Origin of the sequence: Bradyrhizobium sp. 187 (assembly GCF_023101005.1) — a bacterium.
Lineage (GTDB): Bacteria > Pseudomonadota > Alphaproteobacteria > Rhizobiales > Xanthobacteraceae > Bradyrhizobium > Bradyrhizobium canariense_D.
Window position 1 is genome coordinate 5,057,276 of the sequence record NZ_CP064693.1, and the last position, 25,738, is coordinate 5,083,013.

At 65.4% G+C, this 25,738-nt stretch carries 19 protein-coding genes; 11 read left to right on the top strand and 8 right to left on the bottom strand.

Going from position 1 to position 25,738, the window contains the following annotated elements:
- The first annotated feature begins 396 nt into the window (after window positions 1-396).
- The 9 genes from IVB19_RS24510 (at window position 397) to IVB19_RS24550 (ending at window position 12,369) form a co-directional block, all read left to right on the top strand.
- A complete protein-coding gene (locus tag IVB19_RS24510) occupies window positions 397-1,479 on the top strand; it encodes a lysylphosphatidylglycerol synthase transmembrane domain-containing protein (protein ID WP_247297161.1) in 1,083 nt (360 codons plus the stop codon).
- 154 nt (window positions 1,480-1,633) lie between these two features.
- Window positions 1,634-3,586 carry an SGNH/GDSL hydrolase family protein gene (locus tag IVB19_RS24515; RefSeq protein WP_247819902.1) on the top strand — a complete coding sequence of 651 codons (1,953 nt, stop codon included), beginning with the start codon at window positions 1,634-1,636 and terminating at the stop codon, window positions 3,584-3,586.
- 297 nt (window positions 3,587-3,883) lie between these two features.
- Window positions 3,884-5,236, top strand: a complete 1,353-nt coding sequence (locus IVB19_RS24520; protein ID WP_247819903.1) for an MFS transporter — start codon at window positions 3,884-3,886, stop codon at window positions 5,234-5,236.
- Between the two features lie 123 nt (window positions 5,237-5,359).
- A complete protein-coding gene (locus IVB19_RS24525; RefSeq protein WP_007602059.1) occupies window positions 5,360-6,265 on the top strand; it encodes a LysR family transcriptional regulator in 906 nt (301 codons plus the stop codon).
- 124 nt (window positions 6,266-6,389) lie between these two features.
- Window positions 6,390-7,334, top strand: coding sequence for a 5-dehydro-4-deoxyglucarate dehydratase (kdgD, locus tag IVB19_RS24530; RefSeq protein ID WP_007602056.1), 945 nt, complete (start codon window positions 6,390-6,392; stop codon window positions 7,332-7,334).
- Window positions 7,335-7,358: 24 nt separating this feature from the next.
- Window positions 7,359-8,702, top strand: a complete 1,344-nt coding sequence (gene gudD, locus IVB19_RS24535) for a glucarate dehydratase (RefSeq protein ID WP_247819904.1) — start codon at window positions 7,359-7,361, stop codon at window positions 8,700-8,702.
- 17 nt (window positions 8,703-8,719) lie between these two features.
- Window positions 8,720-10,168: an aldehyde dehydrogenase family protein gene (locus IVB19_RS24540; RefSeq protein ID WP_085357952.1), complete on the top strand. Its 1,449-nt coding sequence runs from the start codon at window positions 8,720-8,722 to the stop codon at window positions 10,166-10,168.
- A 129-nt stretch (window positions 10,169-10,297) separates the two neighbouring features.
- On the top strand, window positions 10,298-11,839 hold the full coding sequence (gene garD, locus IVB19_RS24545; RefSeq protein ID WP_247819905.1) for a galactarate dehydratase: 1,542 nt from the start codon (window positions 10,298-10,300) through the stop codon (window positions 11,837-11,839).
- 260 nt (window positions 11,840-12,099) lie between these two features.
- Window positions 12,100-12,369: a hypothetical protein gene (locus IVB19_RS24550; RefSeq protein ID WP_085394480.1), complete on the top strand. Its 270-nt coding sequence runs from the start codon at window positions 12,100-12,102 to the stop codon at window positions 12,367-12,369.
- A gap of 55 nt (window positions 12,370-12,424) precedes the next feature.
- On the opposite strand, the gene IVB19_RS24555 is transcribed toward IVB19_RS24550, so the two are convergent.
- The 3 genes from IVB19_RS24555 to IVB19_RS24565 all read right to left on the bottom strand — a co-directional run bounded on the left by IVB19_RS24555 (window position 12,425) and on the right by IVB19_RS24565 (window position 14,907).
- The gene (locus IVB19_RS24555) at window positions 12,425-12,781 is read right to left on the bottom strand and encodes a hypothetical protein (protein ID WP_247819906.1); all 357 of its coding nucleotides are present in this window, start codon (window positions 12,779-12,781) and stop codon (window positions 12,425-12,427) included.
- A 378-nt stretch (window positions 12,782-13,159) separates the two neighbouring features.
- On the bottom strand, window positions 13,160-13,762 hold the full coding sequence (locus IVB19_RS24560) for a DUF2147 domain-containing protein (RefSeq protein ID WP_204511761.1): 603 nt from the start codon (window positions 13,760-13,762) through the stop codon (window positions 13,160-13,162).
- 116 nt (window positions 13,763-13,878) lie between these two features.
- Window positions 13,879-14,907, bottom strand: coding sequence for an NAD(P)/FAD-dependent oxidoreductase (locus IVB19_RS24565; protein WP_247819907.1), 1,029 nt, complete (start codon window positions 14,905-14,907; stop codon window positions 13,879-13,881).
- Window positions 14,908-15,087: 180 nt separating this feature from the next.
- Between IVB19_RS24565 and IVB19_RS24570 the strand changes: the two genes are divergently transcribed.
- Window positions 15,088-15,555: an acyl-CoA thioesterase gene (locus IVB19_RS24570; RefSeq protein ID WP_085357942.1), complete on the top strand. Its 468-nt coding sequence runs from the start codon at window positions 15,088-15,090 to the stop codon at window positions 15,553-15,555.
- Between the two features lie 12 nt (window positions 15,556-15,567).
- Here the strand turns inward: IVB19_RS24570 and IVB19_RS24575 are convergent, their stop codons facing one another.
- Window positions 15,568-15,888 carry a 2Fe-2S iron-sulfur cluster-binding protein gene (locus IVB19_RS24575; RefSeq protein WP_045008721.1) on the bottom strand — a complete coding sequence of 107 codons (321 nt, stop codon included), beginning with the start codon at window positions 15,886-15,888 and terminating at the stop codon, window positions 15,568-15,570.
- 165 nt (window positions 15,889-16,053) lie between these two features.
- Window positions 16,054-16,398: an Hpt domain-containing protein gene (locus IVB19_RS24580; protein ID WP_085383991.1), complete on the bottom strand. Its 345-nt coding sequence runs from the start codon at window positions 16,396-16,398 to the stop codon at window positions 16,054-16,056.
- Between the two features lie 422 nt (window positions 16,399-16,820).
- Here IVB19_RS24580 and IVB19_RS24585 point away from each other — a divergent pair, with 422 nt between their 5' ends.
- Window positions 16,821-22,661, top strand: coding sequence for an apolipoprotein A-IV repeat region-like domain-containing protein (locus tag IVB19_RS24585; RefSeq protein ID WP_247819908.1), 5,841 nt, complete (start codon window positions 16,821-16,823; stop codon window positions 22,659-22,661).
- Between the two features lie 204 nt (window positions 22,662-22,865).
- Here the strand turns inward: IVB19_RS24585 and IVB19_RS24590 are convergent, their stop codons facing one another.
- Genes IVB19_RS24590 through IVB19_RS24600 form a run of 3 tightly spaced genes read right to left on the bottom strand, consistent with a single transcriptional unit; the run spans window position 22,866 to window position 25,667 of the window.
- A complete protein-coding gene (locus IVB19_RS24590) occupies window positions 22,866-23,744 on the bottom strand; it encodes an MlaD family protein (protein WP_247362629.1) in 879 nt (292 codons plus the stop codon).
- A gap of 16 nt (window positions 23,745-23,760) precedes the next feature.
- Window positions 23,761-24,531 (bottom strand): ABC transporter ATP-binding protein, encoded by a 771-nt coding sequence (locus IVB19_RS24595; protein ID WP_247819909.1) that lies wholly within the window; start codon window positions 24,529-24,531, stop codon window positions 23,761-23,763.
- A 2-nt stretch (window positions 24,532-24,533) separates the two neighbouring features.
- Window positions 24,534-25,667, bottom strand: coding sequence for an MlaE family ABC transporter permease (locus tag IVB19_RS24600; RefSeq protein WP_085394489.1), 1,134 nt, complete (start codon window positions 25,665-25,667; stop codon window positions 24,534-24,536).
- Between the last annotated feature and the right edge of the window lie 71 nt (window positions 25,668-25,738).

Genomic DNA, 25,738 nt, shown 5'->3' on the forward strand with positions numbered 1-25,738 from the left:
GTGGGAACACGGAGGCACCGGCTCGCAGGAGAAGCCGGTTATTCCGCCATGCTCGATTGCTGATGGGGCACTAACCAGCGCACGGCATCGTCGTTCCAAAAAAGCCCGCATCCCTTGCGCTGGAACAATGCCGGCCATGCAGGGTCTGAGACTATGTCACGGACGGACGCGACCGGTGCCACGACTCATATGCTTAACGCGCGTCCGATGTGAACCGCGTATGACAAAGTAGCTGGTCCAAGGCAGAACCAATCCTTGTCAAGGGCTGCACAAGTCACTGTTTTTGCCTTAAATGAGCTACATCATGCCTAGCGATCCAAGCCCACATCGGGCACTGATCGCATCCGACCGGCCAATGTCTGGCCTGGTCGGTCTTGCCCCCCGCCGGGAGGATGAATGCACGGACTGCTGACCGCGCTGAAGCGCGGCTTCAAGAGATGGATCGGCTGGCGGCGACTCGGCGTTGCGGCGAGCGTCTTCATCATCGCGTTCGCGATCACCACGCTGGTGCGGACGCTCAAGGGCATCGACACCGGGGTCATCCTGACCGCGTTGACCGAGATCCCCCGCGGCAATATCGGGCTGGCGGCGATCTGCGTATGCTTCGCGTTCTGTACGCTGACCTTCTACGACTTTTTTGCACTGCGAACGATCGGCAAGAGGCACGTGCCTTATCGCATCGCAGCGCTCTCCAGCTTCACGTCCTATTCGATCGGCCACAATATCGGCGCCACCGTCTTCACCGGCGGCGCGATCCGCTTCCGGATCTATTCGGATTACGGGCTGAATGCGATCGACGTCGCAAAAATCTGCTTCCTGTCGGGCCTGACCTTCTGGCTCGGTAACATCTTCGTGCTCTCGATCGGCATGGCCATCCATCCGGATGCCGCCTCCTACATGGATCAGCTGCCGTCGTCGATCAACCGGCTGATTGCGATCGGCGGCCTCGCCTCGATCGGCGCCTATCTGGTCTGGCTGTGCATGGGCGAGAAGCGCCGCGAGCTCGGCCAGAAAGGCTGGAAGGTGGTGCTGCCGTCAGCGCCGCTGACGTTGGTGCAGATCCTGATCGGCGTCGTCGATCTCGGATTCTGCGCGCTGGCGATGTACCTTCTGGTGCCGGCCACTCCGCAGATCGATTTCCTGTCGCTCTCCGTGGTGTTCATTTTGGCGACATTGCTCGGCTTCGCCAGCCATGCTCCCGGCTCGCTCGGCGTGTTCGACGCCGCCATGCTGGTGGCGCTGCCCGAATTCGGCCGCGAGCAGCTTCTGGCCACGCTCCTCGTCTTCCGCATCCTCTATTTCGTGATCCCGTTCGGTCTTGCCATCTCCATCATGGGCGCACGCGAGCTCTGGATGAATGTGGTGGAGCCCTGGCAGGAGCGCCGACGGCTGGCGGAGGCCTGCGCGCAGGCCAACCTGCCCAAGCAGGTGGCAGCGATGGAGCGCGAGCGTTCGCTGCGGCAGGCCAGCAAACGCTGAGCGTGATCCGGAAAAGTGCGAAGTGGTTTTCCGAAAAGATCATGCGCCCACGATAGTCCGCTGGACGCCGGCCCGCAAAACCGTCAGACCAATGTTGCAGGCGGAGAGCAGCTCTCTTATTTCCGCCTCAACTTTGCCGTTGAAGACGCGGGCCATGATCCCTGTATTCCTTTGCCGTTTCCTCGCCGGTGTCCTGCTGCTTGCCGGGCTCCTCACCGCCTTGCCGCCGGAGCGGGCGGCCGCGCAGGACGCGGGCGCCATGCAGATCAGCTGGGAGGTCCGCAACCGCTTCCGGCTGTTCCGCGAGGAGCGCGACTTCCTGCTCCATGTCGAGAACGCGCGTAACCGCAGCATCCTCGCCGCCGAGCAATCACTGGAGCTGCAGAGCGAGGGCCGCGGCTGGGCCCGCAACATGGTCAACCGGCTCTGCATCGACCTCCAGGGTCGGGTCAACCAGCCCTGCACCCGCGACAACACGAAGGAAAACTACCTCACCCCCATCGACCATCCCGTCACTGTGCGCCTCGCCGGCGCGGTGCCGGTCGGCGCCACCTGCGCTTGGTCGTTCGACGACGGCGACGGGCCGCAACAATCCACCTTCGACTGCGCCGAGCCGATCAATCTGCGGGTCCGCTACGGCAAGCAGACGGTCGCGAGCGTCGACGTCTCCTCCGGCTCCGATCCAACCCAGCGGGTCCAGACCGAGATCCAGGTCCGGGACATCTTCGTCGCTGGCCTCGGAGACAGCATCGCCTCGGGCGAAGGCAATCCGGACCGGCCGCTAGCGCTGTCGGACGAAGGTTTTTGCTTCCGCTCCTATCTCGGCACCGCCGGTGCGCAGTATTACCGGCCGAGCCGCGCCGGCTTCAAGGGCGGCCGCGCCTGCGAAGCGCCGGATACGCTTGCCAACTGGCAGCGCTACAGCGCCCTCTGGTTCAACTCGCCTTGCCACCGATCGCTCTACAGCTACCAGGCCCGCACCGCGCTGGCGCTTGCGGTACGCTACACCCACGTCGCGGTGACCTTTCTGCCGCTCGCCTGCACCGGCGCCAGCATCAGCGACGGGCTGCTCGGCTCGCAACGCGCCCGCGAATGCCCGCCCGGCAAGACCGGCGTCTGCAACATCAGCGTGAACGCGCAGGTCGCCGAGCTGCGCGAGGCGCTGACCGCCGCCAGGAAACGCCAGCCCGAGCGCACGCTCGACCTCGTGCTACTCTCGGTCGGCGCGAACGACGTCTATTTCTCCGGCCTCGTCGCCGACGTGATCGTCGAGACCGCAACCGAGCGCGCGATATTCCGCCGCTCCGGCGTGATGGCGAGCGTCGATGATTCCCGCGATGCGCTGGCGCGCGAACTGCCGCAGAATTTCGTCAAGCTGCGCGAGGCGCTGAAGCCGCTGGTCGGCGGCGACCTCTCGCACGTGGTCTACGTCTCCTATGCCAACCCGGCGCTCGCCGATGGCGGCGTGCCCTGCCGCGGCGGCCGCGCCGGCTTCGACATCCATCCGTCCTTCAACGCCGACCCGCAGCGCCTCGCCCGCGTCTCGACCTTCGTCGACACTGAATTCCTGCCGCAACTGAAGGGGCTCGCCACCTGCACCCGTGGCGCGCTGTGCCGCGATCCCGAGGCCGACCGCATGACCTTCGTGGATTCGCATCAGGCGGCGTTCGCCGATCACGGCTTCTGCGCGCATTCGGGCAACGATCCTGAATTCGACCGCACCTGCTTTGCCGAGAACGGCCAGAGCTTCAATCCTGACATCGTGAGCGCGGCGAGCCAGCCAATGCTGTGCGGCCGCGGCGCCTCCGAATTCCGCGCCTATTTGCCGCGCGCGCGCTGGATCCGGGACGCCAATGACAGCTATTTCGCCGCGATGACCTATCCGCAAGGCCTGCCGGCAGCAAGCCAGCCGACTGACATCCATGACGCGACCTGGGGCGTGCTCTCCGCCGTCTATGGCGGCGCCGTGCATCCGAGCGCCGAAGGCCACGCCGCGATGGCGGACGCGGCGCTCCCGGCCGCAAGCGCCGTGCTGGGTCTGGATGCGGCACCGCCGGGCGTGACACGCGGGCTGCTCGCGCCGCTGCTGCCCGGCGCGCGGCAGTAAACGCGCGCGGCCTCTACCCGCACACTGTCGTCGCCCGCGCAGGCGGGCGATCCAGTACTTCGTGACAGACGTAATTGAATCGAGACGTCGCGGCGTACTGGATTTCCCGCCTTGGCGGGCAATGACAACGGCGTGCGTGGTGCCAATCTGGTCCATCACCTCAGTCGTTCCTCCGACCTGCCGTTCCATCAATCCAAAAGCAGCATCGATCGATACTGCCTTGAACTTGGACACTTTGCCGCGCGCACCTCTAGGAGTCGCAGTGGGGAAACGTTTCGAGTTCTAAGGAGGCGCGCAATGAGCGCAGTGATGTCCGCAACGGACGTGAGAAGGTCTCGCGTCAGGCTGTTCATCGTGACCATGTTGTTCCTGGTCACGACCGTCAATTATGCCGACCGCGCCACGTTGTCGATCGCGGGCCCCGCGCTCTCCAAGGAGCTGCATCTCGATCCCGTCGCGATGGGCTACATCTTCTCGGCGTTCGGATGGTCCTATGTGATCGCGCAGGTGCCGGGCGGCTGGCTGCTCGACCGCTACGGCTCCCGCCTCGTCTATGCCTTCAGCATCATCGTCTGGTCGCTGTTCACGACGATGCAGGGCTGGGTCGGCTTCTTCAGCGCCGGCACCGCGATCGTCGTGCTGTTCGGCCTGCGCTTCCTCGTCGGCATCGCCGAAGCGCCGTCTTTCCCCGCCAACGCCCGCATTGTCGCGGCCTGGTTTCCGAGCAACGAGCGCGGCACCGCCTCTGCGTTCTTCAATTCCGGGCAGTATTTCGCCACCGTGATCTTCGCGCCGTTGATGGGCTGGATCGCGCACGACTACGGTTGGCGCTACGTGTTCTTCGTGATGGGCGCGCTCGGAATCATCATGGGCCTGGTCTGGATCAAGACCGTCTACGGGCCGAAAGAGCACCCCGGCATCAACGAGGCTGAATTCGACTACATCAAGGCCGGCGGCGCGCTGGTCGATCTCGACGCGCCCAAAGACGATCTGAAGCAAGAGCGCGCGCCCGAGCCCGGCTCCGGATGGGACCATATCCGCCAGCTGCTTTCCAACCGCATGATGCTCGGCGTCTATCTCGGCCAGTACTGCATCAACACGCTGACCTATTTTTTCCTGACCTGGTTCCCGGTCTACCTCGTCAAGGAGCGCGGCCTCTCGATCCTGCAAGCCGGCTTCGTCGCGACACTGCCGGCGCTGTGCGGCTTCATCGGCGGCGTGCTCGGCGGCGTCATCTCCGACGCAATCCTGCGCAAGACCGGCTCGTTGACGATGGCGCGCAAGATCCCGATCGTCGGCGGCATGCTGCTGTCGATGTCGATCATCGCCTGCAACTATGTCGACGGCCAGGCGCTGGTGGTCGGCTTCATGGCGCTCGCCTTCTTCGGCAAGGGCATCGGCGCGCTCGGCTGGGCTGTCGTCTCCGACACCTCGCCGAAGGAAGCCGGCGGCGTCTCGGGCGGCCTGTTCAACACCTTCGGTAACCTCTCCTCGATCAGCACCCCGATCGTGATCGGCTACATCCTGGCCGCGACCGGCTCGTTCAACGGGGCGCTGCTATTCGTCGGCGCCAATGCGCTGGTGGCCGCATTCGCCTATCTCGTGGTCGTGGGCAAGATCGAGCGCGTGGTGCTCAAACGTTCCTCCTGAGGGCTCCCCATGGGAGCTTGACCAGGCAACTTAACGGCGGCTTCACGGCCGCCGTCTTTGTTTTGGGAGTAATCGATGCTAGAAGCGCCGGGGAAACGCCTTATCCATCTAAGGCATGTATCGATGTTCGACCTCAACCAGCTCCGCTGTTTCGTCACGGTGGCGGAGGAATTGCATTTCGGCCGCGCCGCCGCGCGGCTGAACATGACCCAGCCGCCGCTGTCCCGGCAGATCCAGGTGCTCGAGCACATCATCGATGCGCCGCTGCTGGAGCGTACCAGCCGCTCGGTGCGCCTGACGCCTGCCGGGCGCAGCTTCCTGCCGGAAGCGCGGCGCATCCTGAAGCTTGCTGAAAGCGCCTCGCAGGTCGCCCGCCGTATCGCGCTCGGCAAGTCCGGCTCGCTGAAGATCGGCTTCACCGCAGCCGCAGCCTACGGCTTCCTCCCGGAGCTCGTCGCCGCCTGCCGCGCCAAGCTGCCCGAGGTGGACTTCTCGCTGAAGGAGATGGTGTCGGGCGACCAGTTCGAGGCGTTGACCTCGGGCCAGATCGATGCCGGCCTGCTCAGGCCGCCGATCGCGCGCCCCGAAATCGCCAGCCGCCGCGTCGTCGCCGAGCCCCTGCTCGCCGCGATCCCGAAAAAGCATCCGCTGGCGAATGCCGAGAGCGTCACGATCAAGGATTTCGACAACCAGCCCTTCGTGATGTATTCGCCCTATGAGAGCCGCTACTTTCATGACGTGCTGGTGGCGCTGTTCACCCGCGCCGACATTCTGCCGCGCTATGTGCAGCACCTCAGCCAGATCCACTCCATCCTCGCCATGGTCCGCGCCGGCCTCGGCCTCGCCATCGTGCCGGCGGCGGCGGCGAGCCTGAAGATCGCGGACGTCCGCCTGCGGCCGCTGAAGCTGCGCACCCGCGTCCCGGTCGAGTTGTTCATGGTCTGGCGCCGCGACGATGAGAATCCGCTGCTCTCGGCGCTCGTCAAAATCGCGAGCGAATTGTCCTCGGCGGAGGTGATGGAAGATTGATGCTGATTTCGCATTGGTCGATATAGGCTTTGGCTTGGACCCGCATCGAACGGTCTCCTAAACCACGGCGCATGGACGCGCAGCCTTTGCGTCCTCCACAACACGAGACCAGGGAGCAGCGCCCATGAGCAAGATGACCCCGCAGGAAATGGCCCAGAAGATCGGATCCGGCCTCCTGTCCTTCCCCGTCACGCCGTTCAAGGCGGATTACTCCTTCGACGAGGCGACCTACCGCGCCAACATGGACTGGCTGTGCGGCTATGACGTCGCAGGCCTGTTTGCCGCAGGCGGCACCGGCGAGTTCTTCTCGCTGACGGCGGCCGAGGTTCCGCAGGTCGTCAAGATCGCCGTGGACGAGACCAAGGGCCGCGTGCCCGTCCTCGCCGGCACCGGCTACGGCACCGCCACCGCGCGCGAGATCGCGATCGGCGCGGAGAAGGCCGGCGCCGACGGCTTGTTGCTGCTGCCGCCCTATCTCACCCATGCCGAGCAGGACGGCCTTGCTGCCCACGTGGAAGCGATCTGCGCCTCCGTGAAGATCGGCGTCATCGTCTACAACCGCGACAACGCCATCCTCCAGCCCGATACGCTCGCCCGCCTCGCCGAACGCTGCCCGAACCTCGTCGGCTACAAGGACGGCATCGGCGACATCGAGCTGATGACCCGCGTCTACACCAAGCTCGGCGACCGCCTGACCTATATCGGCGGCCTGCCGACCGCTGAGACCTTCGCGCTGCCCTACCTCGACATGGGCGTGACCACCTACTCCTCGGCGGTATTCAACTTCGTTCCGGAATTCGCCACCAACTTCTACGCCGCCGTGCGCAAGCGCGACCACGCGACGATCCACGCCGGCCTGAAGGACTTCATCCTGCCGCTGATCGCGATCCGCAACCGCAAGAAGGGCTATGCGGTCTCGATCATCAAGGCCGGCATGAAGGTGATCGGCCGCGATTCCGGCCCGGTCCGCCCGCCGCTGACCGACCTCACCGAGCAGGAGATCGCGGAGGTCACGGCGCTGGTGAAGAATCTGCCCGCCATCCGATCGTCACAACAGGCTGCAGAATAACAACAACACAGGGAGGAGCCTGCGATGGTCAACACCGAGATCACTGGCGCACCGGTCGTCACCGCGATGCAGGTGATCCCGGTCGCAGGCCGTGACAGCATGCTCCTCAATTTGAGCGGCGCGCATGCGCCGTTCTTCACCCGCAACATTGTCATCCTCACCGACAATGCCGGTCACACCGGCGTCGGCGAGGTGCCTGGCGGGCAGAAGATCTGGCAGACACTGCAGGACGCCCGTGATCTCGTGATCGGCAAGACCGTCGGCGCGATGAACAACATCCTCGCCGATATCAGGACCGCCTTCGCCGATCGCGATGCCGGCGGCCGCGGCAAGCAGACTTTTGATCTCCGCGTCATGATCCACGCCGTCACGGCCGTGGAGTCCGCGCTGCTCGATTTGCTCGGCCAGCATCTCAACCTGCCGGTCGCAGCCCTGCTCGGCGAGGGCCAGCAGCGCACCAGCGTCGAGACGCTGGGCTATCTCTTCTTCGTCGGCGACGGCCGCAAATCCAAGCTCGACTATGTCGGCGGCGAGACCGGCAAGGCGGAATGGTTCAACCTCCGCCATCAGGAGGCGATGACGCCGGAGACCGTGGTGCGGCTCGCGGAAGCCACCCACGACCATTACGGCTTCGCCGATTTCAAGCTCAAGGGCGGCGTGCTGCGCGGCGAGCAGGAGATCGAGGCCGTCACCGCGATCGCCAAGCGCTTTCCGAATGCGCGCGTGACTCTGGATCCGAACGGCGCATGGTCGCTCGACGAGGCCATCAGCCTCTGCAAGGACATGCACGGCATCCTCGCCTATGCCGAAGACCCCTGCGGCGCCGAAGGCGGCTTCTCCGGCCGTGAGATCATGGCCGAGTTCCGCCGCGCAACGGGCCTGCCCACCGCGACCAACATGATCGCGACCGATTGGCGGCAATTGTCCCATGCGCTGCGCCTCGGCGCGGTGGACATTCCGCTGGCCGATCCCCATTTCTGGACCATGCAAGGCTCGGTGCGCGTGGCCCAGACCTGCCGCGACAACGGCCTGACCTGGGGTTCGCACTCCAACAACCATTTCGACATCTCGCTCGCCATGTTCACCCATGTCGGCGCCGCCGCCCCCGGCAAGGTCACCGCGATCGACACACACTGGATCTGGCAGGACGGTCAGGCCCTGACGAAGGAGCCGCTCCAGATCAAGGCCGGCAAGATCGCGGTGCCGGATAGGCCGGGCCTGGGTATCGAAATCGACAGGGCCGCCATCGACGCCGCGCATGACCTCTACAAGCAGCATGGACTCGGCGCCCGCGATGACGCTATTGCCATGCAGGACCTGATCCCCGGCTGGACCTTCGACGACAAGCGTCCTTGCCTGGTTCGTTAAAAACTCTGGAGGAAGCTATGACTGCGATCCTGAAGAACTTCATCGGCGGCGAATGGGTCGATGGCTCCGCCGTCACCAAGAACATCAACCCCTCCAACACCAACGACGTCGTCGGCGAATACGCCAAGGCCGACAAGGCCCAGACCGAGAAGGCGATCGCAGCCGCCAAGGCCGCCTTCCCCGCTTGGGCGCAGTCGACACCGCAGGCGCGTTATGACGCGCTGAACAAGATCTCTCTCGAAATCATCGCCCGTAAGGAAGAGCTCGGCCGCCTGCTCGCCCGCGAGGAAGGCAAGACGCTGCCGGAAGGAATTGGCGAGGTCGCGCGCGCCGGCCAGATCTTCGCATTCTTCGCCGGCGAGGCGCTGCGCATGATCGGCGAGAAGGGCGCTTCCGTCCGTCCCGGCATCGACGTCGAGCTCACCCGTGAGCCGATGGGCGTCGTCGGCATGATCACGCCCTGGAATTTCCCGATCGCGATCCCGGCCTGGAAGATCGCGCCGGCGCTCTGCTACGGCAACACCGTGGTGTTCAAACCTGCCGAACTGGTGCCGGGCTCGGCGCATGCGCTGTCCGAGATCATCACCCGCTCCGGCATCCCGGCCGGCGTGTTCAACCTCGTTGTCGGCTCGGGCTCCGTGGTCGGCCAGACCCTGATCGAGCATCCCGACGTCGCCGCGATCACCTTCACCGGCTCGGTGCAGACCGGCCGCAAGATCGCGCAGGCCTGCGTGACCTCGAGCAACATGAAGAAATTCCAGCTCGAGATGGGCGGCAAGAACCCGCTGGTCGTGCTCGACGACGCCGATCTCAAGACCGCCGTCGAAGTCGCCGTCAACGGCGCCTATTTCTCCACCGGCCAGCGCTGCACGGCGTCCTCGCGCCTGATCGTCACCGAAGGTATTCACGACCGTTTCGTTGCGGCGGTGACCGAGCGCCTGAAAGGCCTCACGGTGGACGACGCGCTCAAGGCCGGCGTGCATATCGGCCCGGTGGTCGACCAGAGCCAGCTCGACCAGGACCTGCGCTACATCAAGATCGGCCAGGACGAGGGTGCCAAGCTCGCCTGGGGCGGCGAGTTGCTCAAGCGCGAAACGCCCGGCCACTACCTCCAGCCGGCGCTGTTCACCGAGGCCAACAACAACATGCGCATTTCGCGCGAGGAGGTCTTCGGCCCGGTCGCCGCCGTCATTCGCGCCAAGAACTACGAGGAGGCGCTCGCGATCTCCAACGACACCGAGTTCGGCCTCGCCTCCGGCATCTGCACCAGCAGCCTTAAATACGCCTCGCACTACAAGCGCAACAGCGAGTCCGGCATGGTGATGGTCAATCTGCCGACGGCCGGCGTCGACTATCACGTGCCGTTCGGTGGCCGGAAGGGTTCGAGCTACGGCGCCCGCGAACAGGGCTCCTATGCCCGCGAGTTCTACACGACGGTGAAGACCGCCTATACCTATCCCGGCTAACCACGGGCAAGATATCGTAGGGTGGGCAAAGCGAAGCGCGCCCACCGCTTACGTTCGGCACGAAGCATGGTGGGCACGGCGCTTTGCGCCTTTGCCCACCCTACGACTTGAGTTTCCGAGGTAAAGCAGATGGACCAGTCAGTCGCAGCGAAAGAGCAGCCTCGCTACATCAAGCTCAACGAGCGCGACAACGTCGCGATCGTTGTCAATGATTTCGGGCTTCCCGCCGGCTCCCGCTTCGCCAGCGGGCTAACGCTGCGCGCCTTCGTGCCGCAGGGACACAAGACGGCGCTGGTCGACATCCCGCAGGACGCCCCGATCATCCGCTATGGCGAGGTAATCGGCCATGCGCTCGCGCCGATCCTGGCCGGCGAATGGGTGGACGAAGCGCGCATCCGTATGCCGGAGGCCCCTGCCCTCGACAAGCTGGAAATCTCCACCGCCGTTCCCGCGCCGCTGCCGCCGCTCGAAGGTTTCACGTTCGAAGGCTTTCGCAATTCCGACGGCTCGGTCGGCACCAAGAACATCCTCGGCATCTCCTCCTCGGTGCAATGCGTCAAGGGCACGATGGAATATGCGGTGAAGCGCATCCGCGCCGAGCTGCTGCCGAAATATCCGAATGTCGACGACGTCGTGCCGCTGACGCATGCCTATGGCTGTGGCGTCGCCATCAACGCGCCTGATGCCGTGATTCCGATCCGCACGCTGCAAAACATCGCACAGAACCCGAATTTCGGCGGCGAGATCCTGGTCATCAGCCTCGGCTGCGAGAAGCTTGCGCCCGAGCGTCTGGTGCCGGAAGGCGTCAGCAATGCCATCGTGCGCATGCAGGACGAAGCCTTCGACGGCTTTGGCGCCATCGTCGAGGCAATCATGACCCAGGCAGAGGCCCGCCTCAAGACCCTCAACAAGCGCACCCGCGAGACCTGCCCGGCCGCCGATCTCGTCATCGGCCTGCAATGCGGTGGCAGCGACGCGTTCTCCGGCGTCACCGCGAACCCTGCGGTCGGCTTCGCCGCCGACCTGCTGGTGCGCGCCGGCGCCACCGTGATGTTCTCGGAAGTCACCGAAGTGCGCGACGCGATCCAGTTGCTCACGCGGCGCGCCATCAACGAGGACGTCGGCCGCGCGCTGGTCCGCGAGATGGCCTGGTACGATTCCTATCTGGCCCGTGGCGGCGCGGACCGCAGCGCCAATACCACGCCCGGCAACAAGAAGGGCGGCCTCGCCAACATCGTCGAGAAGTCGCTCGGCTCGATCGTCAAGTCCGGATCAAGCGCGATCACCGGCGTCCTCTCGCCCGGCGAGAAGGCGACGCAGAAGGGCATGCTGTTTGCGGCAACGCCGGCGTCCGACTTCATCTGCGGCACGCTCCAGCTCGCCTCCGGCATGACGCTGCAGGTGTTCACAACGGGCCGCGGCACGCCTTACGGCCTTGCGGCTGCGCCCGTGATCAAGGTTTCGACCCGCAGCGAGCTGGCGCGACGCTGGAAGGACCTGATCGATTTCGATGCGGGAGGCATCGCCACCGGCGGGAAGACCATCGAGGAAACCGGCTGGGACCTGTTCCGCCTGATCCTCGACGTCGCCAGCGGCCGCACCAAGCCCTGGTCGGATCGTTGGGGCATCCACAACGATTTGACGCTGTTCAATCCGGCGCCAGTGACCTGAGCGCCGCGCGCGGACGCTGCCTCGCCGCGTGGATGCATTGGTGCCGTTTCGGGACGTGGGGCACCGACGCGTCACCGCGCGACCACTCCCGCGAAACCGTCCGGAAACATTGGCGCGGAAAACTTCCTTCGCGCTTCGTCGCTCGACATCACGCAATCAAATAGATCAGCGACCGCGATCTAATGGTCGCATACGAGCGAACCTGTTGCGGCATCGCCGCGACCTAACCTCCGATTGCCACTTCTCACGGAGATTTTCCAATGCGCGTTCTTTCGATGATTGCCGTTGCCGCAGCGATGATTGCCAACTCGTCAGGCGCGTTCGCCGGCGAGCTTCCCTCTTACGAAGTGACGTCGTTTCCAATCTCGGCGACGCAAGTCCAGGTGCTCGGCGGCGCGGGCGTCGAGGAGCAGTCGACTGCGCCCGCGATGATCGTCGCCGGCATGCCCGCCTCGCCCGCGCAGATGTCGGTGCTGTCGCCACGCGTGAAGCGGCTTGCGAACGTCAGCGCGAACAACGAGGCGCGCTAAGCCTCGACGCCATTCCGGGTTCGACGCTGCGCGGCGCCCGGGATGACGTTTCACTCTAGGTCATGCTGCCCGGCATGAAGCAGCGCACCCGCGGATGGCCGTCGATATAGTGCTTCCACACCATGGTGCGGCCGATCTTGTTCGGCTCGGTGATGACGGCGCCGTCGGGCACGACCACCCATTCGCCGTCGAGATGCACCCGATAACGGCCCTTGTCGGATTCCCAGTCCACGTCGGCGACCATATAGCCATCGGCATCCGAGCAGCATTGGCCGTATTCGCTGTGCAGGCTCTCGAACCAGGGTTTTAATGGCGAGTTGGCGTAGCGCCCGTCGTCGCGCGCCATCATCGGGACCGTCAGCAGCACCGTCAGGACCAGCAGCATGGCGGCACACGATATTGCACGTCTCATGTCGTCTCCGCGGGTCGAGATCATCGCCGCGGGGCGATAGCTGCCGTCCGCCTTCCGCGACTCGGCGAAGGCGTCAAGGACGGCGACTCATCCCCCAACAGCTTTGCGGATAGCTATGCAAATCCGGCGCCACCGCGCATTCCGGGGAACTACTGGCGCGCGTCCGGCACGCATTGGTCATTCGACGGGTATGACCGCTGCTCGCGCGCCAAGTTCTCCGCTGTCTCGGCCGGCCGCATGCGCGATTGCGCACGGGGTCCACGGACACCGCGCAAGAACACCGAGAGGCTGCGGCGTACTGGAGTCCCGCCTTCGCGGGCAATGACGGCGGTGTGTGGAGCTACGGAAGTTCAGGCGGCACAGCGCGTGACGTAGATCCTACTGCTTCGGCACCGGCGCCATCATCGCGCCGCCCTTCTTCGCCGCGGGCACGGGCACGGGCTTGGTCGCGGCGGTTGCTTGCGCCGGGAGATATTTGGCGACGATGGCGGGATCGACCTGCGCGATGTTGGCGTCGGGAAGACGCGTCCAGGTCTCGTCCTTGCCGAACAGGGAGATGCCGAGGAAACCCCGCATCGTCAGCGTCTGCCCATCCGGGCTGACCGTCATCTTGGCCTTCCAGATGTTGCCGTCGCGAGGATTGACCACGTTGCCGCCGTCATACTTCAGGCCGTCGCGCTTCATGTCGCGGATGAAGGAGAGCCCAAGCACCGGCGCGTTCTTGCGATCGTCCGTGCATTTCGCGCAGACCTCGTTCGGGTCGTCGCCGGGCCGCGGGAAGGTTTTTGCGATAACTCCTTCGAACACACCGTTGTGGTCGATGAAGAGAAACCATCCCACCGTCTTGCCGTCTTCGACCTTCTGCCAGAGGCCTGCGGCGGTCGGCTGCTGCACTTGCGCCACAACCGGGCTCACCGCACCGAGCGTCATCGCGAGCGCGAGGAGTGAGAACAGCCGAAAGCTGGAAAAGAGAGTCCGCATTATCATCACCTTGCTGAGCCAATCGCCTTGCTAAGCCGCCAACTGCAATGACCGCAGACTACGGCGATTTCGCGAACTGTTCCAGCACCAGAAACATGGGGCATCGCCCGCCGCCATTAGTTGACGCCGAGCTTCTTTTGCAGGCTGGAGGACGACGTCGTGTACTGGAACACGAGCCGCTTCTCCGGATAGACGTAGCGATGGGCTTTTTGCGACATCAGCGCGCCCTCGTGGAAGCCGCACAGGATCAGCTTGATCTTGCCGGGATAGGTGTTGATGTCGCCGATCGCGAAGATGCCTGGCACGTTGGTCTCGAACGCGGATGTCTCGACCGGCACCAGATTGTTCTCAAGCGCGATGCCCCAGTTCGCGACCGGACCGAGCTTCATGGTCAGCCCGAAGAACGGCAGCATGGTGTCGCAGGTGATTTCGTTCACGCTGTTGTCGTTGCCCTTCACGGTGGCGCCGCTCAGCTTGCCCTCGCTGCCTGACAGCGCGGTGACCTGGCCGAGGCGCAGATCCATCTTGCCGACAGCGACCAGCGCGCGCATCTGCTCGACGCTGTGGGGGGCGGCGCGAAAATCGTCGCGACGGTGCAAGAGCGTGATGCGCTTGGCGATCGGATGCAGATTGAGCGTCCAGTCGAGCGCGGAATCGCCGCCGCCCACGATCAGCACGTTCTTGTCGCGGAACGTCTCCATCTTGCGCACGGCGTAGTGCACCGAGCTTCCTTCATAGGCTTCGATCCCCGGCACCGGTGGACGCTTGGGCTGGAACGAGCCGCCGCCGGCAGCGATCACCAGCACCTTGCATTCGAACACCTTGCCGGCGTCCGTGGTGCAGCGGAACAGCGGATCGCCGATTTTCTCGACGGTCTCGATCATCTCGCCGAGATGGAAGGTCGGATGGAACGGCTTGATCTGCTCCATCAGCGCGTCGGTGAGGCCCTGCCCCGAAACCTGCGGAATGCCGGGAATGTCGTAGATCGGCTTTTCCGGATAGAGTTCTGCGCACTGGCCGCCGACCTTGTCGAGGATGTCGACGAAATGCGTCTTCATGTCGAGAAGGCCCAGCTCGAAGGCGGCGAACAGACCGCAGGGGCCGGCACCAATAATCAGCACATCGGTTTTGATCGCGTCGCTCATGTCGTCTCTTTATCGGTCGTTCGGTGGGACGGCGCCCTTTGGGCCGAGGTGACCCTGCCTGTCTAGCCAACAGGGATGGATCAGGGAAGGCATAAAAGCGGGAGCGCCCCGCGGCCGCGCCCACTTGCCGGGTCAGGATAACTGGGCTGTAACCAGCAACGATATGACGGAGATCAATCGGTGAACGCACCAAGTCGCCTCGATACGACGCCGCGCCTGGAGGACTACCCTTTTCGCCTCAGCGACAATGTCCGCTTCGGCGATCTCGACCCTAACCAGCACGTCAACAACGCGGTCTACGCCACCTATTTCGAGACCGGCCGTGTCACGCTGATGAAGCTCCCGGAATACGGCCTGACGCCGCCCGGACTTGCCTGGATCATGGTGCGGCTCGACATCCATTTTCGCGCGGAGCTGCATTGGCCGAACACGATCGAGCTCGGTCTCGGCGTCGTGAAGCTGGGACGAACGTCGGTGACGTTCGAGCAGGTGGTGTTTTCGGAAGGGAAGTGCATTGCATCGGCGACATCGGTCGCCGTGATGATCGACGAAGCGTCGCGCCGGCCGACGCCACTGATCGCGGAAGTGCTTGAGAAGCTCAGCCCCTGGCACAAGCGCGGCATCCAGGTCGCGCCGCCGAGCACATGATAGCTAACAGAGTTAGGCTTGGCGTTCCGGCGTCGCCACCACCAGGCCGTCGAGCTCGTCGGAGACCTTGATCTGGCAGGACAGGCGCGAGTTCGGGCGCACGTCGAAGCCGAAGTCGAGCATGTCCTCTTCCATCGGCGTCGGGCTGCCGACCTTCTCGCGCCACGCTTCGTCGACATAGACATGGCAGGTGGCGCAGGCGCAGGCGCCGCCGCATTCGGCCTCGATGCCGGGAATGCTGTTGCGGATGGCGGCTTCCATCACAGTCGCGCCGTTCTCGACGTCCACCGTACGGGTTTCGCCCTTGTGATCGACAAAGTGGATTTTCGCCATGTGTGCTCGTGCTGCCGCGATCTAGGGAATGAAGGAGGGTCCGGGCTGTCCTATAACGGGTCGGTCAGCCCGGCGCCATAGCGTTTTGATGAAGTCGCGAATACCGCTTCGCGGGAAGAAGACCCGTCAAAACAAAAGACTAGACTACAGGTCTGGTGTTATCGCCTAAGGGTTGAGGATCGCCTCGATGGCGGCGCGCGCCTCGGTCACCGCCTCTTTCAGCGCGGCGAAGGCGTGAGGCCGGCCCTGCCCGGTCTGGATCGCGGTCTCCAGGCTGGCTGCGGCGTCCGCCACCGCAAAGGCGCCGATCCCGCGCGCCGATCCCTTGAGCTTGTGGGCGAGCGCGCCGGCTTCGGCCGGGAGCGCTGCCATCGCCGCGATCAGGCGCACCGCCTGCTCGGCAAACATCGCCAGCACTTCCTGTTTCAGCTCGGAATCGCCGAGCGTCATGCGGGAGAGATGATCGAGGTCGAGCGGGCTGTCGATGGGTGCAAGCGGGGGCGAGGGCATCCAGTCCATCCGTTGCAGTTCAGGCATGGCGCAGGCCCCGGCATCGCGCGATGTCCGCCGGTCCGGCGGTCAAGTTCCCTCCACCCAAGCACGGAATGGTTAACGAAATGTTCCGGCCGTTTTGCGCAAATCTGCCCGTTTATTGACGAAAAGTTGCCGCAATCCGGCGAGTTCCGTGGAGAATTCCATTTATTGCTAAGGTCTTACGGCACGATCCTGTTAACGATGATTAAGAATGTCTTAATCGCGGGCATTTCATTCGCGACGCTCTGCCAATAGGATGTTGGAGAAATTGGCGGACAAGCCGTCCGGGTGGGGATGGCTCGGAGATCCGCGTAAGCGGCATGATCCGGACTGTGGGCTTGCGTAGCGCGCAGAGCTCGCGGGGGGACGCGTACAAGTAACGAGGGCTCGGACTGAACATGGCAAACACTCCGAAAAAGGTCAAAGACCCCACGGAAGATGCGCTTTCTGCAATCCAGGAAGCCCTGAACATCAGCGACACGGCCGCGGACACCAGCCGCAACGCCTCGATGCGCAGCGAAGCGTCGCCCCCCGTCGCGCCACCGGCTCCCCCGATGTTCGACGAACCGAGCTTCGACGCGCGCCCCGCCGCGAACGAACGCGCGATGTTTGACCAGATCGAGGAGCCGCGCTCCCCGCGTCGCGCCGCCAATGACGACCGCGCGACCATCGGCCAGCTCTTGCAGACGTTGCAGACGGGACGCCCGACCCGCAACATCTACACCGGCGCGACAATCTTCACCGTCATCTGGCTGGCCGCCTGCGCCGCGCTGACGGTCGGCTTCCTGCCATCGATCCAGGCCGCGATGGGCCAGAGCGGCGGCGTGTTGGCCATTGCCGGCCTCGTCACGATGTTCTTCGCGCCGATCATGCTGTTCTTCTTCCTGGCGAGCCTCGTCTGGCGCGGCCAGCAAATGAGCTCGGTCGCGCAGGCTATGGCCCAGGTTGCGATCCGCTTCTCCGAGCCGGAAGGCTCGGCTTCGGATTCCATGGTGACCGTCGGCCAGGCCATCCGCCGCGAGGTTGCGGCGATGGGCGACGGCATCGAGCGCGCCATCGCGCGCGCCGGCGAGCTCGAGACGTTGGTCGCCAACGAGGTCGCGGCGCTCGAACGCGCCTATTCCGACAACGAAGTTCGCATCCGCGCCCTGCTTCAGGACATCGCGCATCAGCGCGACAATCTGGTCGGCCAGGCCGAGCAGGTCCGCAGCGCCATCTCCGGCGTGCAGATCGATTTGCGCCATGACATCGCCCTGATCTCGGACGCGATTGCCTCGCGCGTCGACGAGGTCGCCAAGTCCATCACCGGCGCGCTCGAAGAGCGCGGCGCCCACATCACCGGTGCGCTCAGCAACGCCGGCGACAACATGATCCTCGCGCTCGGCGAGCGCGGCGGCGACCTGCTCGACCGCCTCGAGGAGGCCAGCAACGAGACCACGCGCGCCGTGCTCGACGCCAGCGAGCGGCTGACCACCAGCCTCAATTTCAAGACCGGCCACGTTCACGACGAATTCGTCGACCTCGCCGACCGCGTCCACGAGATGCTGAACGAGCGCATCGACCGCATCACGGGCGAGTTCGAGCAGCGCTCCGCCGCGATTGTCGACGGCATCTCCGAGCGCACGGAGCAGGTGCACGACAGCCTGAAGAATTCTTCGGACTCGCTGCTGCTCGAGCTCGAGCTGCGCTCCAACGACCTCTCCGCCAAGATCGACGACGCCGGCAACCGCCTCGCCGGCCAGATCATGACCTCCGGCGACAAGGCGAGCGAAGCGCTCGACGCCACCGTCAACACGCTGGTCGCCAAGGTCGTCAGCCAGACCGAGACCGCGCACGACTCGCTGTCGCTCCAGATGAGCGCCTTCGACGAGCTGGTGAAGAACCAGGGCACCGAGCTGGTCGAGAAATTCGCCCGCGACTCCGGCACGCTGGGCGCGCTGATCACCCGCCACATCTCCGAGTTCGACCGCACCGTGAAAACCTTCGGCGGCGAGATCGTCGATCGGATGGGCCAGCGCACCCAGGACATCCATGAGTCGCTGAAGACCTATGTCGATAATTTCGACACCCGCTTCACCGCCAACGGCGGCGCGATCACGGCCGTGCTCGACCAGCGCCTGGTGCAATTCGAGACCACGATCGGCGAACGTGTCAGCAATCTCGATGCCTCGCTGAACGGCAAGATCTCCAGCCTCGACTCCACGATCGACGGTCACATCAAGACCTTCGACGAGCAGCTCGTCGGCCGCGTCGCCGCGCTCGAACAGTCGTTCGATACCCGTGCGAAGTCGGTTACCGAGACCATCGACGGACGGCTCAACACCCTCGCCGAGTCGCTGACCGACGGTGCCGCGCAGGCGATCCAGTCGATCGACTCCCGCCTCACCCACCTCACGACGTCGCTGACCGATGGCGCATCGCAGGCGGTCGAGACGATCGACAACCGCCTCAACCATCTCGCGAGCTCGCTGACGGATGGCGCATCGCAGACCATCCAGAGGATCGACACGCGCCTCACGCATCTGACGACCACCCTCACCGGCGGCGCGTCGCAGGCGCTCGAATCCATCGACACGCGCCTCACCTACCTGACCACCGCGGTGACGAACGGCGCCTCGCAGGCCGTGCAGTCGATCGACACCCGCCTCACCCTCCTGACCTCGACGCTCACGGACGGCACCGCGCAGGCGATCGAGGCGGTCGACCGCCGCATCACCGGCGTCGCCGAGATCATTGACGGCCGCAGCATGCACCTGACCGACACAGTCACGGCGCGCTTCCAGGACATCCAGCAGGCCATCGAGACCAAGGTCGGCTCGGTCGCCAGCGACATCGACGTGCGCGTGGCGCAATTCGAGGACCTGCTCGGCTCGCGCGTCGAGGCCGTCGCCGGCCGCATCGAGAGCAGCGGACGCCAGGCCAGCGAGGACATGATGTCCCGCGCCGAGATGATCTCGACCGCGATTCGCTCGCATGTCGAGGACGCCGAGCGCTCGCTCACCAACCTCGTGGTCAACACCAGCGAGACCATCCAGACCGGTGCGCGCACCGCGCAGCAGTCGCTGATGACGGTCTCCTCCGACGTCAACGCCCAGCTCAAGATGACCTCCGCCGAGGTCGAGCGCGCGCTGACCGCCGTCGGCACCGGTGCCGCGAACTCGATCCTGACCAGCGCCCGCGAAGCCCAGTCGACGCTGGTCGCCGCGTCGGGCGATGCCTCCAACCAGATCAAGGGGCTCGCGGCCGACGTCGAACGCACGCTGTCGTCGGCAGGCTCGGCGACCGCCGCCTCGATCCTGGCCGGTGCCCGCGAGGTGCAGACCACGCTCGTGACGGCGTCCTCGGATGCGGCCAACCACGTCAAGACTCTCACCGCCGACGTCGAACGCACGCTATCGTCAGCAGGCTCGGCGACCGCCGCCTCGATCCTGGCCGGTGCCCGCGAGGTACAGACCACGCTCGTCACGGCGTCCTCGGACGCCGCCAACCACGTCAAGACCCTCACCGCCGACGTGCAGCGCTCGCTGTCGATGGCCGGCACCACAACGGCGGAATCGATCACGGCCGGCGCCCGCGATGCGCAGAGCGCGCTGATCGCGGCCTCGAGCGAGACCGCCAACCAGATCAAGGCGCTGTCCTCGGACGTGCAGCGCTCGCTCTCGATGGCGGGAACCGCGACGGCAGAGACCATCATGACCGGCGCGCGCGAAGCCCAGAGCACGCTCGTCAACGCGTCCTCGGATGCGGCGAGCCAGGTCAAGTCTCTCGCCGCCGAAGTGCATCGCTCGCTCTCGCAGGTCGGCCAGTCGACCGCCGAGACGATCACGACCAGCGCCCGCGATGCCCAGAGCACCCTGCTGGCGGTCTCCGCCGAACAGACCGGCCAGGTTCGTTCGCTGGCGGCCGAGATGCAGCGCGCGCTGGCGACCGCCGGCGGCGCCACCATCGAGGCGCTCACCAGCGGCGTACGCGAGGCCCAGGGCACGCTGATCTCTGCCTCGACGGACGCTGCGAGCCAGATCAAGTCGCTGACCATAGACATCGAGCGCACGCTGAGCTCGGTCGGCGCCGACACCGCCTCGACCATCCTCAACAGCGCGCGTGAGGCGCAGACCTCGCTGACCTCGACCTCGGCGGATGCCGCAAGCCAGATCCGCACGATCTCGAGCGAGATCGAGCGTACGCTGAGCACGGCCACCGCGAACGCGACCAACGACATCCAGACCAGCGCGCTCAACGCCCAGAACGCGTTGATCAACGCCTCCAACGAGGCGAGCTCGCGGGTCAAGTCGAGTTCGGCCGACGTCGAGCGCTCGGTGCTCGCCGCCAGCAGCAGCTTCGGCCAGGCCATGACCGGCAAGACCGACGAGATCGTCACCTACGTGCAGCAGCAGTCCGACCGTCTCGCCAACATGATCGACGCCAAGCGCGGCTCGCTCGTGGACGCGATCGGCTCCAAGACCAGCCAGCTCACGCTCGACATCGACCGCGTCACATCCGACGCGCTGAAGTCGATCGAGAAGCGCGGACATGCGTTCTCGCAGACCATGATGGGCAACGGCTCCGAGGTGGCGCGGACCATCAACTCGGCGAGCGAGATGGCGACGGGTGCCGTCAACAAGTCGCTCAAGGACCTCGAGCAGGCCTCCCGCGCGGCAATCGACCAGTCGCGCCAGGTCTCGGTCGCGGCCGTCACCGAGATGCAGGAGACCAGCAAGATCCTGCGCACGGACACGGTCGCCCTGTTCGAGCGCCTGCGCGAAGGCAACATCCTGCTCCAGGAGGTGCTGACCGGTGCGCACGACAACCTCAACTCGCTCGAACGGGCGCTGGTGACGCGCGTCGCCGACTTCGTCTCGGCGATGAACGACGTCACCTCGCGCAACGGCGCTGCGACGCAGAACCTGGAAGACCAGCTCAACGTCTTCAACAGCAAGACCACCCGGGCGCTCCAGGATCTCGGCGAGCTGTCGACCCAGTTCGACGCGCACGGCAAGGCACTCGTCGAGGCCGCGCAGGTGGTGGAACAGAGCAACAAGAACACCACCGCCTCGCTCGCCGAACGCAAGGAGGCGCTGGAATCGCTCGTCACCACGATTGACCTGCGCACGGCCGATCTCGACCAGCGCCTGTCGCGCTTCACCGGCCTGCTCGATGAATCGCTGGCGGCTGCCGAAGAGCGTGCCCGCGACATCGCCCGCGTCGTCGCGGAGACCGCCGGCGCCGGTTCCGCCGCAATCACCCGCCAGTTCGAGGCGGTGCGGTCGGCCTCCGAAGAGGAGCACCGGCAGACCGTCGAGGCCATGCACGACATCTACCGCCAGACCACCGACGAGGCGGATGCGATGTTCAAGCAGTCGACCGAGAAGTTCACCAATCTCGTCTCCAGCATGAAGCAGATGGCCTTCGAGATGCACAACGAGCTCGAAGCCACCCGAAACGAGCTGCGCCGCGGCGTGCTCGAGATGCCGCAGGAGGCCGCCGAGAGCACTGCGCAGATGCGCAAGGTGATCGTCGACCAGATCGAGGCCCTCGCCGAGCTCAACCGCATCGTGGCCCAGCACGGCCGCGGCCTCGACGTCTCCACGACGGGCCGCGCCAGCGTGCAACGCCAGGAAGAGCCGATGCTGGCGGCCGTCGGCGCGCGCAGCACCGAGACGCGCATGCGCGAGAGCGCCAGCGCCTCGACGCTGCCGCCGCCGGACCTCGGCATGCCGGCCTCCTCGCGCCGCACCGAAGCCCCGCCGGTGGCGCCGGCCGGCAACGACCAGGGCCGTGACGGCTGGCTGTCCGACCTGCTGAGCCGCACGGACGCCAACCAGGGCGCGCCCAGCGGACGTGAGCCCCAGCGCGGCCGCCAGGCTGCACCGGCTCCGCAGCCGCAGGCTCCGCAAGGTGGCGGCAATCCGCTGGAATCCTTGTCGCTCGACATCGGCCGGCTGATGGACCGCAACCTCGCCTCCGAGATGTGGGACCGCTACCAGCGCGGCGAGAACAAGGCCTTCACCAAGCGCCTCTACACGCCCGCCGGCCAGAAGGCCTTTGACGAGGTCGCCCGCAAGTATCGATCCGACCGCAACTTCAAGGCCACGGTCGACCGCTATGTCGCCGAGTTCGAACGCCTGCTCGACGAAGTCGCCCGCGACGGCCGCGGCCCGCAGGAGCTGCGCAACCACCTGACCTCGGAGACGGGCCTGGTGTACACGCTGCTCGCTCACGCAGCAGGCCGGCTGGGGTAAGCGGTCAGTCGCCAAGACGGATGACGAATGAAAACGGAGGCCTCACGGCCTCCGTTTTGTTTTGGGAACGTCGTTGCGCCTCTACAAACTCGTCATTGCGAGGAGCTCTTGCGACGAAGCAATCCAGACTGCTTCTGCGAGGCAGTCTGGATTGCTTCGCTTCGCTCGCAATGACGAAGGAGAGGGTCGAGTGCAACGCGCCTACTACCGCCTGCGCTCCGGCACGGCGGGTTTCGGCGGCTCGGGCGGCGGCGGCGGAGCGGCTGGCGGCGCGTTGTTGCTGGCGCCGAACAGGACGCGGGTCGGGTTGCGGTCGAAATTGTTGACGGCGCGGCTGATGTCGCCGAGCGTGCGGCGGCCGTCGGTCATCAATGCGCCGGAGCGTTTGTCGAAATCGTCGGCCAGTTCGCGGATCGACTTCACCGCCTGGAACAGCTCGCCGCCGTCCTTGCCGCCGGCGAGCGTGTTGAGGCCGAGCATGAGGCTATCGGCCTTGAGCATCACGCCGTCGACCTTGGCCATCACGCCGTCGATCTTCTCGGAGTTGCGGGCGAGCGAGTTGGTGAAGGTCTCGAGGTTCTTCAGCGAGTTCTTCACCGACTCCTGATTGTCGGCGACGATCTTGTTGATGTTCTGCAGCGTGCCGCGGATCGCCTCGGTGACGTCCTGGAGCTTGTTGGGATCGGCCGTCAGCGTCGGAATGCCGTCCTCGTCGAGCGGCGGTGACGGCGCCGCCTCTTCGCCGCCCTTGAGCGAGATCGCGGCGACGCCGGTCAGGCCCTGGAATTCGAGGCCGACCAGGGTGTCCTTGCGGATCGGGGCATTGTTCTCGACCATAGCAAGTGCGACAACCCGCCGCGGGTTGTCGAGCTTCACCGAGACCACCTCGCCCACCCGGATACCGTTGAAATTGACGCTGCCGCCGTTGCGCAGGCCCGCGGCCGGGCCCTCGAACACGACGCGCAGGGGGCTGCGCTGCTTGGTGGTGTGCAGCGACTGAAACCACAGCACGAAGCCGATCGCGGCGGCGATCACCGCCAGCGTAAACGACCCGATCAGCACGTAATTTGCGCGCGTTTCCATCAGCTACTCCGGCACCTCAGCCCATCACCGCGCGAGCGCGCTTGCCATGGAAATATTGCCTCAGCCAGGGATGCTGCGAGGCCTGCATGTCGGCGATCGACCCTGCCGCAATGATCTTACCGTTGCCTAAAACGGCGATGCGGTCACATGCTGTGTAAAGGCTATCGAGGTCGTGGGTTACCATGAAAACGGTCAGCCCCAAAGTACGCTGCAGCGTCCTGACCAGCTCGTCGAAGTCGCCGGCGCCGATCGGGTCCAGGCCCGAGGTCGGCTCGTCCAGGAAGACGAGATCCGGATCGAGCGACAGCGCGCGCGCCAGCGCCACGCGCTTGATCATGCCGCCCGACAGTTCCGACGGAAAGCGATCCGCGACCTCGGGCTTGAGACCGACCATGGTGAGCTTGGCGATGGTGATCTCGTCCATCAGCCGCTGCGACACCCGCAGATATTCGCGCATCGGAAACTGGATGTTCTGCCGCACCGTGAGCGAGGAGAACAGCGCGCCCTGCTGGAACAGCACGCCCCAGCGCCGCTCCACGGCGCGCCGCTGCGACGTATTGGAGGCATCCAGATCAACGCCGAACACCTCGATGCTCCCTGCGACCTTCGGCACGAGGCCGATGATCGTGCGTGTCAGCACGGACTTGCCCGCGCCGGAAGGGCCGACGAAGCCTAAAATCTCGCCGCGCTTGACGTCGAGGTCGAGCCCGTCGAGCACGCGCGTCGCGCCGAACTGCACGGTGATGTCGCGGACGCGGATGATGGGGTTCTGGATCTCGCCTGCCATCGTCACATCCCGATCGAGGCGAAGAAGATGGCGAACACGCCGTCCATGACGATGACGAAGAAGATGCCCTTCACCACCGAGGCCGTCGTGTGCTGGCCGAGCGATTCCGCACTGCCCTGCACGGCGAGGCCCTCGACGCAGGCGACGATGCCGATCACCGCAGCCATCACCGGCGCCTTGACGATGCCGACGATGAAATGGTCGATCGAGATGGCGTCGCGCAGGCGCAGCAGGAAGGCTTCGGGATCGACGCCGCCGTAGAGCCAGGCGACAAGACCGCCGCCATAGAGTGCGGCCATCGCGCCGAGGAAGGCCAGGATCGGCAGCGCCAGCACCAGCGCCAGCATGCGCGGCAGCACCAGCACCTCGATCGGATCGAAGCCCATGGTGCGCAGCGCGTCGATCTCCTCGCGCATCTTCATCGAGCCGAGCTCGGCCGTATAGGCGCTGCCCGAGCGGCCGGCGACCATGATCGCGACCAGCAGCACGCCGATCTCGCGCAACACCAGTACGCCGAGCATGTCGACGACGAAGATGTCGGCGCCGAACCTGCGGAAATGGAAGATGCCCTGCTGGGCAATGATGCAGCCGATCAGGAAGGTGATCAGCACCACGATCGGCACCGCGCGCCAGCAGACCTGCTCGAGATGATGCACGGTCGAGGTCAGGCGGAACGAGCGCGGATGAATCAGGGTACGCGCGCCCGCTGCGAGCACCGCGCCGAGCATGTCGATCAGGCCTGCCACGGTGCCGGCAACGCCGGCCACGGTCTGGCCGATCTGCTCCAGCATGCCGGTGATGGTGATCGTGCTGGTGTCGATGACGGGCGTTGCCCTGACCCGCCGCACCTCGTCCACGAGGCTCGAATAATTGGCGGAGAGGCCGGCGATCTGCGCCTCGACGGCGCCCTGCGTCAGGCTGCGGCGCAGCCGCTCGATCAGCCAGGCACCAAAGGTGTCGAGCTTGGAGACCTCGGACACGTCGATGAAGATGCTTTGTGGGCCGCCGGCGAGCTTCTCGGCGTCAGCCACCATCCGCTCCAGGACCGGCGCGAAGCTCGCGGTCCAGGTTCCGGTGGCGCAGAGTGCCAGCGCATTGCCCTTCGCAATCCGTTCCAGCTTCGGATCGCCGTTCAAGATGTCCGCTCCCGTGCCGGGGCGCGAGAAACGGTTGAAATCAGATGGTTGCGCACGCGCCCTTACCCGGA